General features: G+C 39.0%; 13 protein-coding genes and 1 pseudogene. 11 read left to right on the forward strand and 3 right to left on the reverse strand.

Annotation, left to right across the window (positions count from 1 at the left end; genetic code table 11):
- Positions 1-5: 5 nt before the first annotated feature.
- A pseudogene (locus FTU22_RS16480) lies at positions 6-215 on the reverse strand (cation transporter); the annotation flags it as partial.
- Between the two features lie 571 nt (positions 216-786).
- Positions 787-1,785 carry a cysteine synthase A gene (gene cysK, locus FTU22_RS08740; protein WP_180093996.1) on the reverse strand — a complete coding sequence of 333 codons (999 nt, stop codon included), beginning with the start codon at positions 1,783-1,785 and terminating at the stop codon, positions 787-789.
- Between the two features lie 282 nt (positions 1,786-2,067).
- Between cysK and FTU22_RS08745 the strand changes: the two genes are divergently transcribed.
- From FTU22_RS08745 to gcvH, 11 genes are all read left to right on the forward strand, one after another.
- Positions 2,068-2,385 (forward strand): helix-turn-helix transcriptional regulator, encoded by a 318-nt coding sequence (locus FTU22_RS08745; RefSeq protein WP_078193801.1) that lies wholly within the window; start codon positions 2,068-2,070, stop codon positions 2,383-2,385.
- Positions 2,386-2,686: 301 nt separating this feature from the next.
- Positions 2,687-4,423, forward strand: coding sequence for a SulP family inorganic anion transporter (locus FTU22_RS08750; RefSeq protein WP_180093998.1), 1,737 nt, complete (start codon positions 2,687-2,689; stop codon positions 4,421-4,423).
- A 204-nt stretch (positions 4,424-4,627) separates the two neighbouring features.
- Complete coding sequence (sstT, locus tag FTU22_RS08755; RefSeq protein ID WP_180094000.1) at positions 4,628-5,821, forward strand: serine/threonine transporter SstT; 1,194 nt, start codon at positions 4,628-4,630, stop codon at positions 5,819-5,821.
- A 34-nt stretch (positions 5,822-5,855) separates the two neighbouring features.
- Positions 5,856-6,530, forward strand: a complete 675-nt coding sequence (locus FTU22_RS08760; protein ID WP_180094002.1) for a YoaK family protein — start codon at positions 5,856-5,858, stop codon at positions 6,528-6,530.
- A 12-nt stretch (positions 6,531-6,542) separates the two neighbouring features.
- Entirely contained in the window at positions 6,543-7,079 is a 537-nt protein-coding gene (locus FTU22_RS08765; protein WP_180094004.1) for a DUF2058 domain-containing protein, read from the forward strand.
- A gap of 246 nt (positions 7,080-7,325) precedes the next feature.
- A complete protein-coding gene (locus FTU22_RS08770) occupies positions 7,326-8,576 on the forward strand; it encodes a mechanosensitive ion channel family protein (RefSeq protein WP_180094006.1) in 1,251 nt (416 codons plus the stop codon).
- 314 nt (positions 8,577-8,890) lie between these two features.
- A complete protein-coding gene (locus FTU22_RS08775; protein ID WP_257225905.1) occupies positions 8,891-10,174 on the forward strand; it encodes a sensor domain-containing diguanylate cyclase in 1,284 nt (427 codons plus the stop codon).
- Positions 10,175-10,269: 95 nt separating this feature from the next.
- On the forward strand, positions 10,270-12,144 hold the full coding sequence (locus FTU22_RS08780; RefSeq protein WP_180094008.1) for an ABC transporter ATP-binding protein: 1,875 nt from the start codon (positions 10,270-10,272) through the stop codon (positions 12,142-12,144).
- A complete protein-coding gene (locus FTU22_RS08785; protein WP_180085027.1) occupies positions 12,122-12,571 on the forward strand; it encodes a MaoC family dehydratase in 450 nt (149 codons plus the stop codon). The genes FTU22_RS08780 and FTU22_RS08785 overlap by 23 nt, the downstream gene beginning before the upstream one ends.
- 149 nt (positions 12,572-12,720) lie before the next feature.
- Positions 12,721-13,749: an AraC family transcriptional regulator gene (locus FTU22_RS08790; protein ID WP_078190954.1), complete on the forward strand. Its 1,029-nt coding sequence runs from the start codon at positions 12,721-12,723 to the stop codon at positions 13,747-13,749.
- Positions 13,750-13,821: 72 nt separating this feature from the next.
- The gene (gene gcvH / locus FTU22_RS08795; protein ID WP_078193810.1) at positions 13,822-14,196 is read left to right on the forward strand and encodes a glycine cleavage system protein GcvH; all 375 of its coding nucleotides are present in this window, start codon (positions 13,822-13,824) and stop codon (positions 14,194-14,196) included.
- A gap of 98 nt (positions 14,197-14,294) precedes the next feature.
- On the opposite strand, the gene FTU22_RS08800 is transcribed toward gcvH, so the two are convergent.
- Positions 14,295-15,485: a PilT/PilU family type 4a pilus ATPase gene (locus tag FTU22_RS08800; protein ID WP_180094010.1), complete on the reverse strand. Its 1,191-nt coding sequence runs from the start codon at positions 15,483-15,485 to the stop codon at positions 14,295-14,297.
- Positions 15,486-15,562 lie beyond the last annotated feature (77 nt).

Genomic DNA, 15,562 nt, shown 5'->3' on the forward strand with positions numbered 1-15,562 from the left:
AAACCTGCCTTTTCAACGGCCTGAATTACAGCAGAATAATCCACATTTTTATCACTCTGAACATGTGCTGTTTCAGTGGCTAAATTCACTTGAGCATCAGTGATGCCATCGACTTTTTTTAAGGCTTTTTCCACCCGTGCCACACAAGAAGCACAGGTCATCCCTTCAATAGCAAGTGTGCCATCAAAAAGTTTGTGTTCTGTCGAATCTGTCATGGCAACATCCCAATCATATGTGCTTGTTTTAGGCTATAGCTTAAACTTTACCACAATGGGAAGGTCAAGTTTTTCTGACTCACAGCAAGGCTTTTTTTTACGATATAAAAAATTGCGAATATTCAAAAATATAATCAATAATATTGAATAATCATTATTCAATTAGTTTGTTTTTCTGATATTAAAACTACACATTTCCTCATTATTCAGTAAGATAGAGATTCGTGACCACCAAACGAATTACTCTCTTTCGCATGTACAAACTGTCGAACATTTGCTTTAACTGCGCATATTTGTGTGCTTTTTTATTTTTAATTTTAAGTTGGAGTCTAGATCATATTGATGTTTGGCTCACTCAAGTGGTTATCCCTGCTGTCACGATATGCATACTCTTAGGCTTCCTGTTTAAATACATCGCTAGAAAGTTAGGACATGAACCGCCTAAACGAAAAATTAAACAACAAAATCCCAAAAACGATGATCAAGACGCGGCTTAAGACACGTACAAATAGCAAAATCATCAATAAAAAAGCCCATTCAATTGAATGGGCTTTTTTTCATGTCAGAATTATTAGTCAGCACTAATATCTTCAAATAAAACTGAAGAAAGGTAACGTTCACCACCATCCGGTAAAATGACCACAATGGTTTTGCCTGCATTCTCAGGACGTGCAGCAAGTTTTGCCGCCGCAGCCATAGCAGCACCGCTAGAGATACCCACTAAAATACCGTCATGAGTTGCCGTTTTACGCGCCCACTCAATTGCTTCAGCACTTTCAATACCGATCACTTCATCAACAAGGTCTAGATCTAAGTTACCCGGAATAAAGTTAGCGCCAATCCCTTGAATTTTGTGTGGCCCAGGAGTAAGTGTTTCGCCTTTTTTCGCTTGGGCAATAATCGGAGATTCAGCAGGTTCTACCGCAACAGAATAAAGCGGCTGATTTTTCACTTTTTCAAAATAACTTGAAATGCCAGAAATCGTACCACCTGTACCTACGCCCGATACTAAAATATCCACTTTACCACCAGTTGCTTCCCAAATTTCTGGGCCAGTGGTCAATTCATGAATTTTAGGGTTTGCAGGGTTTTCAAACTGTTGTGGTAAATAATACGTTTCAGGATGTTCGGCAACGAGGCGCTGTGCTTCTTCGACTGCACCTTTCATGCCTTTAGCAGGTTCAGTCAATACGAGATTTGCACCAAAAGATTTCAACACCTTACGGCGTTCGATACTCATACTTGCTGGCATGGTTAATGTAATTGCATAACCTTTCGCTGCTGCAACAAATGCCAAAGCAATGCCTGTATTGCCACTTGTAGGTTCTACAATATGCATACCCGGTTTTAATAAACCATTTTCTTCTGCATCTGCAATGAGAGCTGCACCTACACGACATTTCACTGAAAATGCTGGGTTACGGCTTTCAACTTTAGCCAAGACCGTTGCTTCTGACTGAATCGCACGATTAATACGAACTAAAGGTGTATTACCAATCGCTTCAGCGTTATTACTATATACTGCGATACCTAAATTACTCGTTGCTGGAAAAGCTGAATCTGTTGTCATGACTATTTATCCCTTGTGTATTTATTGAATACGATCTTTAGATGATACAATTATTTTCAAAGTGTGCATGATTTTTTAAGCTAATGTCTTATATTTATGTGCATTTTGCGAAAGCTTGCACTAAAATCAAGCAATAAATTTAACTGATTAACTAAATTTAAACTTATAAAAATTAATGATATTTGATTTCATAAAAAACCATAGAAATTGTCTTATTTATTCAATGTATTAAGCCGTGATATCCGTATACTTGAGCTGTTGTTAATCGTATGGACATATCCAATGAATACCGATCTGGAAATCACTACTATGCGTGATTCTGCCGAATTAGTCGTGGGCGTTTTAAAGTCGCTGGCAAATACGGATCGTCTACTAATTTTATGTCATCTAGCACAGCAAGAATTGAATGTGTCTCAGATTGAAGAAATCACTGATATTAAACAGCCAACCCTCTCACAACAACTGATGATGTTACGCAAAAGTGATGTTGTGACCACGCGTCGTGATGGAAAGCAAATTTATTATTCAATTAAAGATGCAAATTTAGTTCAAGTTCTCAATACTCTTTACCAATTGTATTGCAACCAATCTTATAAATAACACTCAGTTATTTTAAAATTTCAAGCCAGACATGCTGTTCTTGCACCACTATAGATGAATTATCGCAATGGACAGCAATTCAATACCTTAATTTACCCTCCACACTTCTTTTAAATATCAATAATTATTTCGAATATCCTAAGCTTTAAATCAGCTCATACTTTTCATTAATTCATTTAGAATGATGGTTTCTTATATATCCCACAAATGTACTGCAATATTGTACGGTCAAATTTATTGCACAAGACTTCTTAGCATTTTTTGTGCATAATATATATGAAATTGTGATTTAGATAAGTTTATGTCAGATTTAAAACCTCATTTCTTACAGAAATTTCCAGCTTGGCAGTGGTTACAGCACTACAGCCCCGTGAAATTTAAATCTGATGTACTTGCTTCGCTGATCGTGATTGCCATGTTAGTCCCTCAAGGTATGGCGTATTCCATGCTTGCAGGTTTACCTCCAATCATGGGTTTATATGCCAGTATTTTACCGATGATTGTCTACGCCCTCATTGGTGGAAGTTCAACCTTATCGATTGGCCCTGTGGCAATCATTTCGATGATGACTTTCGCCACGCTCAATCCGCTATTTGAAGTTGGTTCGCCTGTTTATATTGAAGCAGCGACACTTTTGGCCTTAATGGTCGGCCTGATTTCTCTGATGCTAGGTGTACTACGTTTTGGTTTTTTAATTCAGCTGATCAGTCATCCTGTCATTAAAAGCTTCATTATTGCCTCGGCTCTGCTCATTGCGCTCGGTCAGTTTAAGTTTCTCGTCGATGTCCCGCTAAAAGCCAACAACATCCCTGAGTTTGTTTTAAGTCTGTGGGAATACCTGAGTTTAACTCACTTTGCTTCACTCATCTTTGGTGTGCTGGCCATACTGTTTTTAATCTATGTACCAAAAATGTTGGCCACTCAATCAATTCAATCTCGATTCGGCTCTACTGCCTTTCTAAGTAAAGCACTTCCATTGATACTAGTGGTGATCTCAATTGCATCAGTGATGTTATTTGACCTGCAAAATGTCGGGATTAAAACCGTCGGTGAAATTCCTTCAGATTTTCCACCCTTAAGCTTTCCACATTGGAACTGGGAACTGGTACAAACCTTACTGCCCGGTGCAACAATGATTGCCATGATCAGTTTTGTTGAGTCACTGTCTATCGCCCAAGCCACTGCCTTACAACAACGCAGCCAACTCAATAGTAACCAAGAGTTGATCGCTTTAGGTTTAGCCAATCTAAGCGCAGGTGTTAGCTCTGCCTTTCCTGTGACGGGTAGCTTATCGCGTACAGTTGTTAATGCAGATGCAGGTGCAAAAACACCGATGGCTGGCGTGTTGTCGTCATTGCTGATTATCGTTGTCAGTCTCTACTTCACTGGTTTTTTCCAAGACTTACCTTTAGTGATCTTGGCGGCCACGATTATTGTTTCTATTTGGAAATTAGTCGACTTTAAACCTTTTGTGGATACATGGCGTTATTCAAAAGCTGATGGTATTGCGATGTGGGTGACCTTTTTCGGTGTGGTGTGTATCGACATTTCTACTGGTCTCATTATTGGTATTATTTCTACCTTTATTCTGTTGTTATGGCGCATCAGTCGTCCACACATTGCGGTGATCGGTTTAGTCGAGGGCACACAGCACTTCCGCAATGTACAGCGCCATCATGTCTATACCGCACCACATATTCTGTCGCTCCGTATAGATGAAAATATCTCGTTTTTAAATGCCAATACGCTTAAAGGTTTCTTGATCAATGAAGTCAGTGAAAATATTGACCTAGAACATGTTGTTATCAACTGCTCAAGCGTCAGTTCAATTGACCTCAGTGCCTTAGAAATGTTGGAAGATTTAAATGCTGAATTATCAAAATTAGATATTCGACTGCATTTTTCCGAGGTCAAAGGCCCTGTCATGGACAAATTGCAGCACTCAAAACTACTCACGCATTTGAGTGGTCAAATTTTTCTCACCCACTATCAAGCAGTTAAAGAGCTTGCGACAGCCAGTTCTGAGTACCAAATTTAAAGGCCTATTAGCTCACTGTTTAATCAATGCGAATTTGATAAACAGTGAGTTTTGAAGGGTTTACATTTTAATACACAAAAATAGATTATAAAAAACAAAGGTTTATTTTTAAATTAAATTATTTTTTAAGCATGCGACATTTTCGTATAAAATACAGGGCTAATTTTCATCATTTTGTCATTGTAATTCTGACAAGGCTCTCCTATGTTTTCAGCATTTACACGCTTGAGTTTAGTAACCCGAATTATTATCGCCATTATTTTAGGTGTATTGGTTGCTGTTGTTGCTCCAGGCGTTGCACCCTATTTAAGTTTGCTTGGTGATTTATTCATTAAGGCATTGAAATCCGTAGCACCGATACTGGTCTTTGTACTTGTGCTGTCATCCATTGCAAATTTCAAAGTGGGTAGCAGTAATGCATATATTAAACCAATTATATTGATGTACGCTATTGGTATGTTCCTTGCTGCTTTAAGTTCAGTAGTAGCAAGCCTTTTATTCCCTAGTACATTAATTCTTGATGTTGCTGCAGAAAACCTTGTGCCGCCAGGCAGTCTTGCTGAAATATTGAAAAACTTATTATTAAGTTTTGTCGCAAACCCTGTTACAGCAATTTCTGAAGCAAATTTCATTGGTATTTTGGCTTGGGCTGTTGCCTTAGGTATTGCATTTCGTCATGCATCAGAGAACACCAAAGTCTTTGTATCTGACGCTGCTGATGCAGTGAATAAAGTGATCCGTTTAGTGATTAACTTTGCACCTATTGGTATCTTCGGTTTGGTTGCTGTTACATTTGCCGACTCAGGTCTAAAAACGCTTGTTAGTTATGCGCACTTACTTGCGGTATTACTCGGTACCATGTTCTTTGTAGCTTTGGTCATTAACCCACTAATGGTGGCATTTATGACTCGCTCAAACCCGTTCCCATTGGTTTTCCAATGTCTACGTGAAAGTGGTATCACTGCATTCTTTACACGTAGTTCCGCTGCAAACATTCCAGTTAACTTAGACCTTGCAAAGCGTCTTGGTGTACCAGAGTCAACTGCAAGCGTAGCGATTCCTTTAGGTGCAACTGTCAATATGGCAGGTGCATCGGTCACAATTACAGTCCTCACACTAGCAGCAGTTCATACTTTGGGCATTTCTGTTGATTTCAGCACAATGTTGATTTTATCAGTCGTTGCTACCGTTTCTGCATGTGGTGCTTCAGGTGTTGCTGGTGGTTCATTGCTGCTTATTCCAGTGGCTTGTGGCCTGTTTGGTATTTCAAGTGATATCGCGATGCAAGTTGTAGCCATTGGTATGGTTATTAGCGTACTCCAAGATTCAACTGAAACCGCTTTAAACTCTTCGACTGACGTATTATTTACAGCTGCAGTAGACCGTGGTTTAAGATAATATCCTGATATTGGATACTTTTTAAGGCGAGGCCATGCCTTTACAGACTTTACCGCTTTGGATACAACTGGGTGCTTTTTTCCTCGCAGTGAATGCAGGAATGATTAATGTACTTGGACTGGTGACCATCTTGCACCAGTCAGTATCTCACATGACCGGTAATGTCAGTATGTTAGCCATGGCCTTCATTGCATGGCAGCCAGCTACGATTATTTATTTGAGTTTAGTCTTGCTTTGTTATGTGATTGGCTCATTTTATAGTGGGCTTATTCTTGGAAATAGTCACTTTAGCTTAACGCGACGTTATGGCGTCCCCTTAAGCTTGGTGGCTTTTTTTATTGTCCTGTGTTGGCTGCTATTGCCCTATTTTCCACGTTATGCTTTGCTTTGGGCTTGTGTGGCGATGGGTGTACAAAATGCAATGGTTAGCCACTATAAAGGTACCATTATACGTACCACACACCTCTCTGGTGTTTTGACCGATTTAGGTTTGGCTTTGGGTTATAAAGCCCGTGGACTTCCGGTTGAGTCTAAACGTGTGGTCTTACATTTATTAATTTTGGCTGGATTTATCGTTGGTGGCATACTTGCCAGTTGGCTTTATCCTTATTTAAAATTAAACGCATTCTTGATTCCTGCCGCACTCAGTTTAATCATGAGCGCGGTATATTGGATCATCTATTTTCATTATCGACATATACACGATTAGTTGGAACGTACTATGGTTAAAAATGCATTACAGGCGCAACTGCTTAAAGCAGGTCTGGTCGATAATAAAAAGGCAAAAAAATTGTCTAAACAAGCCGTACATGAAAAACGTACTGGTGAAAGTAAAGATGCTGAAATCAAGGCGAAAATTGAGCAAGATCAGCAGCAGAAAATGGCCAAAGATCATGCTTTAGAGCAAGATCGTAAAGCAGTTTTGCAAGAAAAAGAATTAAAAGCTGCCATCATGCAAATGATTAATCAGCATAAAATTCGTGATACCGATGGCGAATCGACCTATCAATTTATCGATGATACCAAGATCAAAAAGCTTTATATCAATCAGCAAATTTATAATGCCCTTGTTGCGGGTAGTCTTGTTATTGCACGTGAAAATAGCAACTATGCTTTTTTACCAAAAGAATTAGCCGACCGTATTAATGCGAAAATGGAAGGCTTTATTATTGTGAATAATTCTGAAGTGAATGAGCAAACCACGGATGAAGAAGATCCATATGCAGCTTATGTAATTCCTGATGATTTAATGTGGTAAGCATTTCATATCGCTAATGAAGCTCCTAATTAGGGGGCTTTTTTTAGCTCAACATTTATTTATTTTAGTTCATCAATTAGGTTATACCTTCAAAAAATCATTTTTAGCACAAAATAAGTAACATTATGGACTATACATGTCGTAACTCCGTAAAGTTTACGAGTATAAAATTGCTTATATAATCATCATAATTACAATAGTTTGATCATTAAGCCTTTCATTTACTTCAATAAGAGTAGGATAATTTTGGAAAAATTTCAGTTCATTAAAAATATTCAAGATTGGTCAGATCAATACCCTTGGTTAGAAATGCTGACATCGCTCAGTCTCATTATTATTTTTGCCATCATTGCAAATTTTATCGCCAAGCAAATCGTGGTGCGTGGAATTCGTAAGCTCGTTTCTAAAATGGCCTTTAGCCATAGTCAAATTTTGTCAGAACATAGTGTGATTAAACGCTTTGCTAACATTGTTCCAGCAATTGTGATCTTAAATGGCATAACCACAGTCCCACATTTATCTGTGAAATTTACTTCAATCGTGCAGATGGCTTGTCAGGCTTTTATTTTCTTGACCATTGCTTTGGCAATTTCTGAATTACTGAATATTTTTAATCTGATTTACCAACGTAATCCAAAATCTAGAAACAAACCGATTAAAGGCTATTTGCAGTTGGTCAAATTGATCATTTTTTTGGTGTGTGGCCTGATGATTTTAGGTACTTTCCTGAAAAAAGATGTATTTACATTACTCGCAGGCTTTGGTGCTATGGCGGCTGTGCTCATGTTGGTTTTTCAGAACACCATTTTGTCACTGGTGGCTTCGGTACAAATTTCTTCTTATGATATGGTGCGAATTGGTGACTGGATTGAGATGCCGTCGCTTAATGCAGATGGCGATGTCATTGATATGTCATTACATACCATTACCGTGCAGAACTTTGATAAGACCTTTACCACGATTCCAACCAATAAACTGGTGACTGACACCTTTAAAAACTGGCGTGGTATGGCACAGTCAGGTGTGCGCCGCATCAAACGCTCGCTTTATATTGATCAAAGCTCTATTCATTTCATGACACAGGATGAGCAAAATAAACTCAAAGAATTTTTATTGCTAGATCAATATCTTGATCATAAGCATGAAGAGCTTGCTCAGTTTAATCAGCAACTTTCAAATCAATCGAAATATAATCAGCGCCGTTTAACCAATCTTGGGACCTTTCGTGCCTATGTAGAATTCTACTTGCAACAGCATTCAGGCATTGCCCAACACCAAACGATTTTGGTGCGTCAGTTACAACCCACGAGTGAAGGCATACCTTTAGAGATTTATGCTTTTAGTAAAACAATTGCATGGAAAGATTATGAAGCGATTCAATCTGATATCTTTGATCATCTGATTGCAATCACACCTGAGTTTGGTCTTAAAATCTATCAAGCCCCTTCTAGTGCCGATTTTAAAGACCTCGTTCAACCAAATGCCGATAAAAGTTAAGAGCTAAACTTTCCTCTCCCCATGTATATTCAAAGAAGAAATTCCGCAAATTAAAAAAGTCACAATGGCTTTTGAATATACTTGGGGCTATCGGTTACCCCCCTCTACTTCCGCAATTACTTTAGATCATGCGATATAAGGAATAAAAGCGAATCAGATAAATGCGCTAATCGCTCGATTCCTTAAAAATATAATTCATCCGAAACAACTAAATATAATTAAAAAATCAGAACAAATACTATACAAATGTAGACATTTTTAGATACTATTTGTTAACAGTTGCATAAAAACGCTTCTAAAATAGGAACTTGATCATGGAAGGCCCCAATCAACCTTCTCGGAAATCAGTTAAAAACGAATCACAATTACTCATAGAATCGATGAATCGCACTTCTGCCAAACATACGCTTATACAGGCAGAAGCATGTGACCTAGAGAATCGTGTCCGTATTGAGCGTGCTTTATCTGACCCGATTGCACGTATTCCGGCACAGTTTAAAAATGCTTATTACAAATTTTTGTACTACAAACAGAAAGACTATTTAAAACAGGTCAACTATTTCGCTCAATTGGCTTTTTTAATCTATTTTTGGGCAGATCGCTATGTCCTGCCAGACATAGAAATGCTTTCGGGTGTGATACGTATCATTGCCATTATTGGTGCATTTAGCCTAAATTATGTTCTGTTTAAATATATCAAACAGATTAAATTGCTTGATTTAATTTTGCCACTCGCCACTTGTCTTTCAGCGATTCTCTGGTTTGAGATATTACTTCAGTCGAAAAATGAACTGGTTCATAGCTATCAATATGCCGCCATTATTTTGATTGTATTGGGTAATTTAAGTATTCATGTGCATTTTCGCCCTTCGATCATCACCTCAGCCATGATCACGGCAGCGATCCTTTTTGGCGCATGGCGCATTAATGATTTTGGTGATTTTACAATATTTTTATTGGTGTACGTTCCTGTGCTGCTGTTCAGTATGTATATCTGCTGGAACTCTACGCTCAACTCTCGTAAAACGTTTCTAAGAGCGCTGCTAGATGACTGGAACTTTCATACCCTGCGCAAAATTGCCCATACGGATGAATTAACCCAGTTAAGCAATCGTCGCCAATTTGTACATGCTGCAAATAAAAAAATCCAAGAAACCCCAATGACGGTCTGTACCAGTCTTTTGATTTTTGATGTCGATCATTTTAAAGCGATTAATGATCAATACGGACATGATGTCGGCGATCAAGTGTTATGCCAAATTGCTGAAATTGCACGGAAAGAATTGCGTTTTTACGATATATTGGCGCGTTTCGGGGGTGAAGAATTTATTGTACTTTTGCCTTATACCGTCCCAGAAGATGCATTAAAAATTGCTGAACGGTTAAGACATAAAATGGAACAATACCAGTTTTATATAGATGGTCAATTGGTGAAATTTTCGATCTCCATTGGTGTTTCCAAAATTGACCCTAACCACGCCAAACTTGATCAGTTAATTAAACAAGCCGATATTGCTCTATACGAAGCAAAACGCCAAGGTCGTAATCGGGTTGTACATTTTAATTCTATGAACTTTTGCAGCCAAGTTTTTAAGTAAATAAACAAATCAAAATGGAGAAAAACCAGCGAATCCATTACACTCAGAGCTGAAGAAAGAAAGATTAATTACAGTAAAATTCTCAGGTTATCTGCATGCTTAAATGGTTTGAAAATTTAGTTGACGCTTATCCTGAACAGGACTTGAATAAACCATTGCCGACAAAATTTTTCCCCTTTGTATGGCAAGCTGCGACTGGCGTAAAAAAATACCTATTGTTATTGGTACTCTGTACAGCTGGTGTGGCGAGTTTTGAAGCATTGCTTTATTCCAAAATTGGCGATTTAGTCAATTGGATCAGTAAGTCTCAACCTGAAACCTTTTTACAGCAGCACCAGACCAATCTGACCATTTTGAGCTTTATTTTATTGGCAAATATCTTCTTTTCTTGCCTTCAAACCATTATTAAACATCAGATTCTATATAGCACCTTTCCAATGCGCCTACGTTGGAGATTTCATAACTTATTACTGAAACAAAGTTTAGATTTCTTCCACAACGACTTTGCAGGTCGTTTATCTGCCAAAGTCATGCAAACTTCACTGGCTGTACGTGAGTTTTGGATTATTCTTGGTGACATGTTGGCCTATGTCTTCATTTACCTGATTTCGATCACCGTGATTTTAGGTGCTATATCGCCACTGTTGATTGTTCCATTATTACTTTGGCTGGCTTTATTTATTGGTTCTGCATGCTATTTCATCCCTAAATTAAGCAAAATTTCAAATGAACAAGCCAATGCACGCGCAGTAATGACTGGTCGTGTCACCGATGCCTACACCAATATTCAAACGGTGAAATTGTTTGCCCATGCAGGCCGTGAAAGCCAATATGCCAAAGCCTCAATGAAAGAATTTATGGTGACGGTGTATAAGCAAATGCGACTTGCTGCAAAATACAACATCGCGACGAATTTGCTGATCATTGTTTTATATGGTGGCGTACTTGGAACAGCCGTTTGGCTCTGGATGGATGGTCAAGCTGAGCTTGGGGTCATTGCAGCAGCGACCGCCATGATTTTAAAACTCAGTAGTATTTCCGAGTTTATGATGTGGCAAACGTCTGCCCTTTTTGAAAATGTCGGGACAATTCAAGATGGTATGAAGACTATGGGCCGCCCGATTCATATTCAAGATAAACCTGATGCAACCGACTTAAAAGTACAGCAAGGCGAAATTAAATTTGAAGATGTCAGTTTTGCTTATAATGATAAAAATGTCATCGATCAATTTAATTTAACCATTCGACCAGGTGAAAAAATCGGTATAGTCGGGCGTTCAGGTGCCGGAAAATCGACATTAATTCAACTTTTGCTCCACTTTTACGATATCAACCATGGTCGTATTTCGATTGATGGCCAAAATATAGAAGATATTACCCAAGATAGCTTAAGAAAAAATATTGCTTTGGTGACCCAAGACACCTCGTTATTGCATCGCACGGTTGAAGAAAATATTAAATATGGCCGTCCGAATGCGACTGATGAAGAAATGTATGATGCAGTACGCAAAGCGAAAGCTGATGAATTCATTCCTCAATTGATCGATTTACGTGGTCAACGGGGCTATGACGCATTTGTTGGTGAACGTGGTGTTAAATTATCTGGCGGTCAGCGTCAACGTATTGCAATTGCTCGAGTATTTTTAAAAGACGCACCAATTTTAATTTTAGATGAAGCCACAAGTGCGCTCGATTCAGAAGTCGAAGCTGCGATTCAATCGAGTTTAGATGATTTGATGCAAGGCAAAACTGTGATTGCCATTGCGCATCGACTGTCAACAATTGCGCAAATGGATCGATTGATTGTCTTGGATCAAGGACGTATTGCTGAGCAAGGCACCCATGAAGAGCTTGTCGCTTTGAATGGTATTTATGCACACTTGTGGCAGCGTCAAACCGGTGGCTTTTTAATAGAACAACATAAAGTAGAATCAAAGGAAGATGAAAATGCTGTATCTGGAAGACCTTAAAGTTGGTGATCACTTTAGCAGTCGTGAATATGAAATGACTGTTGAAGAAATAAAAAAATTTGCCAACGCTTATGATCCTCAGGAATTTCATACAGATGAAGTCAAAGCCCAACAACACCCGATCTTTCAAGGGCTAGCGGCAAGTGGTTGGCATACTGCTGCTGTAACAATGCGCTTATGGACTGAATGTTTCCCTGTGGCTTATGGCTTAATTGGCTCAGAGTCAAGTCTGCGTTGGCCGCGCCCAACACGTCCGGGGGATAAAATTCGTGTAGAAGTTGAAATATCAGCAATTACTCCGTCGAAAAGTAAGACAGACCGCGGCATTGTGACCTATGTTACTCAAGCGCTCAATCAGCACAATGACGTTCTGTATATGTCTACGACCAAAATTGTGGTCTTTTCCAAAGATTTTAAACCGAATTAATCCTTAACGGCCTACTTTACAACGCTAAGGTAGGCCGCTATAAATAGTTGAGCCTAGTCAGTTTGTCCAACAATTTTTGTGGGATACAACACAGAATCATGCCAATATAAGCTTGAACAGAAGAAAAACCCGCATTGCAACGGAACGCTATGAAAACAATTAATTCCCGTCAGGATCAGGGTATTCCCGGAGTATATGGATTGCTCCTTTTAGATGTGGTCTCTCGATGGGGCTACACTGCAGAGACATTATTTAGTCCCTTCGGATTAAACAGCGAACAATTGGCTGAACCAGATTTCCGTATTCCAACACCCATCGCCAATCAATTGGTAGAGCACGCACTACGTTTAACTGGTGAGCCAACATTAGGTTTTCATTTAGGCAACCAAATGCGCATCTCGATTCATGGTTTTATTGGCTATGCCATCATGACGGCGAAGGACATAACCGATGCCTTAGTCTTGGCAAACCGTTTTATTCAGTTACGCATGCCCTTTTTACAGCTTTTTTTCTCGACATTTGGAACCAAAGCTACTGTTCAACTACAAACCGACGTTACGATTGAGCCTTTGCGTACTGAGATTTCAATTGCCTTAATTTTTGGCATGATCAGCATGGGCAAAGCAATTACCGGTGTGGATTATTCTGCTGGTGAAATTGATTTTGATTTTCCTCAACCTGAAGGTTTTGAGCGGTTTATTGCAAAATATCCACGCCACCAATTTAGATTTGATCAGCCACATCTCTTACTTAGTTTTGATAAGCAATATTTAACCAATAAATTGGTCCATGCAGACCCAATTGCCAGTCAAATCGCGATTAACCAATGTGAAGCTGAACTCTCAGCTTTGGGCGAACGTCACCGTATTGCCATGCGCGTTCGTGATATTTTAACCAACTCCGAACAGCACTATCTAAGTATCGAAAGTGTTGCTGAACGGCTACACATGTCCGATCGAACCCTTAAACGCCAACTTGCTGCCGAAGGGACTTCATTTTCAACATTGGTCGACGAAGTTCGCTACCGTCATGCTACTTCGCTCCTGTCACGAACTGATTTTACCTTAGAGCAAATTGCTGATGAATTGGGCTATAGCGATGTCGCCAATTTTAGCCGTGCTTTTAAGCGTTGGAGTGGTCGTAGCCCAAGCAATTGGCGTAAAGATCCGTACTTATAAGTCTTTTGTTTTAAGTAAAAAGCATGTATAACTCATGCCAAAAATGAATTTAATGGATTTAAGGAGTTATCAATGAATCATCCTTCAGATTTAAAGTACGCAAGTACACATGAATGGGTGCGAATTGAAGGTGACCTTGTTGTTACAGGCATTTCTGATCATGCACAAGACGCATTGGGTGATTTAGTTTATGTTGAAGCACCAGATGTTGGTCAACATATCACTGCTGGCGAACAAGCGGGTGTGGTTGAGTCGGTAAAAACCGCTTCTGATATTCATGCTCCGGTTTCTGGTGTGGTTGTTGAAGTCAATCCAGACCTTGAAGATGATCCAGATTTTGTAAACGATGCGCCTTATAGCAAAGGTTGGATTTATAAAATTAAACCAGACAATATGGCTGATGTAGATGCTTTATTGACCAGCGAACAATATGAAGCTGGCCTGTAAATATTTCTAATATCTAAAAAAATCAGCCCTCAGGCTGATTTTTTTATTTCAATATGATGGCTGAATTGGCTTATATACCATTTGCATGAATATGCAGCTTATATTTCTTCCGAAGCTTCGGTACTTTCAGGTTCTTCTTTCTTTTCTTCAACCATACTAAAGGATTGCGCAGCCGCTGAAGTACCATTTGCACGTGAACTTTTCAGTTTAATTTGCAAACGTAATTCATTAGTTGAATCGGCATTTCTTAAGGCTTCTTCATAAGAAATTGAACCGTCATTATATAAATCAAATAAAGCTTGGTCGAAAGTTTGCATCCCAAGTTCACGAGATTTTGCCATGATCGCTTTTAATTCATGAAACTCACCTTTCAAAATCAAATCTGAAATAAGTGGCGTGTTTAACATGATTTCAACGGCTGCACGTCGTCCTTTGCCATCTTCAGTCCGGATTAATCGCTGCGAAACAATCGCTTTCATATTGCTCGATAAATCCATAAGCAATTGATTTCTTCGCTCTTCTGGGAAGAAGTTAATGATTCGATCTAGGGTTTGATTGGCATTATTTGAATGTAGCGTACCTAAACATAAATGCCCTGTTTCAGCAAAGGCAATCGCATGTTCCATCGTCTCGGTGTCACGAATTTCACCGATTAAAATCACATCTGGCGCTTGTCTTAGAGTGTTTTTTAAGGCGTTATGCCACGAATGACTGTCTACACCGACTTCACGATGTGTAATCATGGATTTTTTATGCTTATGCACATATTCCACTGGGTCTTCAACAGTGATGATATGCCCTGCGCTGTTTTCATTTCGATAATCAATCAGCGCCGCTAAAGAGGTTGATTTCCCTGAACCTGTTCCGCCAACCACTAAAACCAAACCACGTTTTTCCATAATTACATGCTTAAGCGAAGCCGGTAATTTAAGTTTTTCAAAGTTTGGAATTTCTGCGGTAATGGTACGAATGACCATACCTACATGTAACTGTTGCTGAAATACATTGACACGAAAACGTGAAACGTTTGGCACACTAATCGCAAAGTTACATTCTAATTCTTTCTCAAATTCTTTGCGCTGCTTCTCATTCATCAAACTATAGGCGAAAAGCTTTGTTTTCTCAGCATCAAGCGCTTGCTGCCCAAAAGGTTTCATCATGCCTTGATGTTTAATACTTGGTGGAAAATCTGCCGTAATAAATAAATCAGAACCACCATATTCAACTACTTTTGTTAACATGTGGAACATAAAACGGCGTGCTTCTTCCAGCAATTCAGCAGTGTACATCAACTTCCCCAATATAAAATTTCAAACACCCAAGCACAGATTGTCATTATTTCTGGCGCTGTATTGGGCTTAGACAT

This window comes from Acinetobacter sp. YH12076, from assembly GCF_013419525.1.
GTDB classification, from domain to species: Bacteria; Pseudomonadota; Gammaproteobacteria; order Pseudomonadales; family Moraxellaceae; genus Acinetobacter; species Acinetobacter amyesii.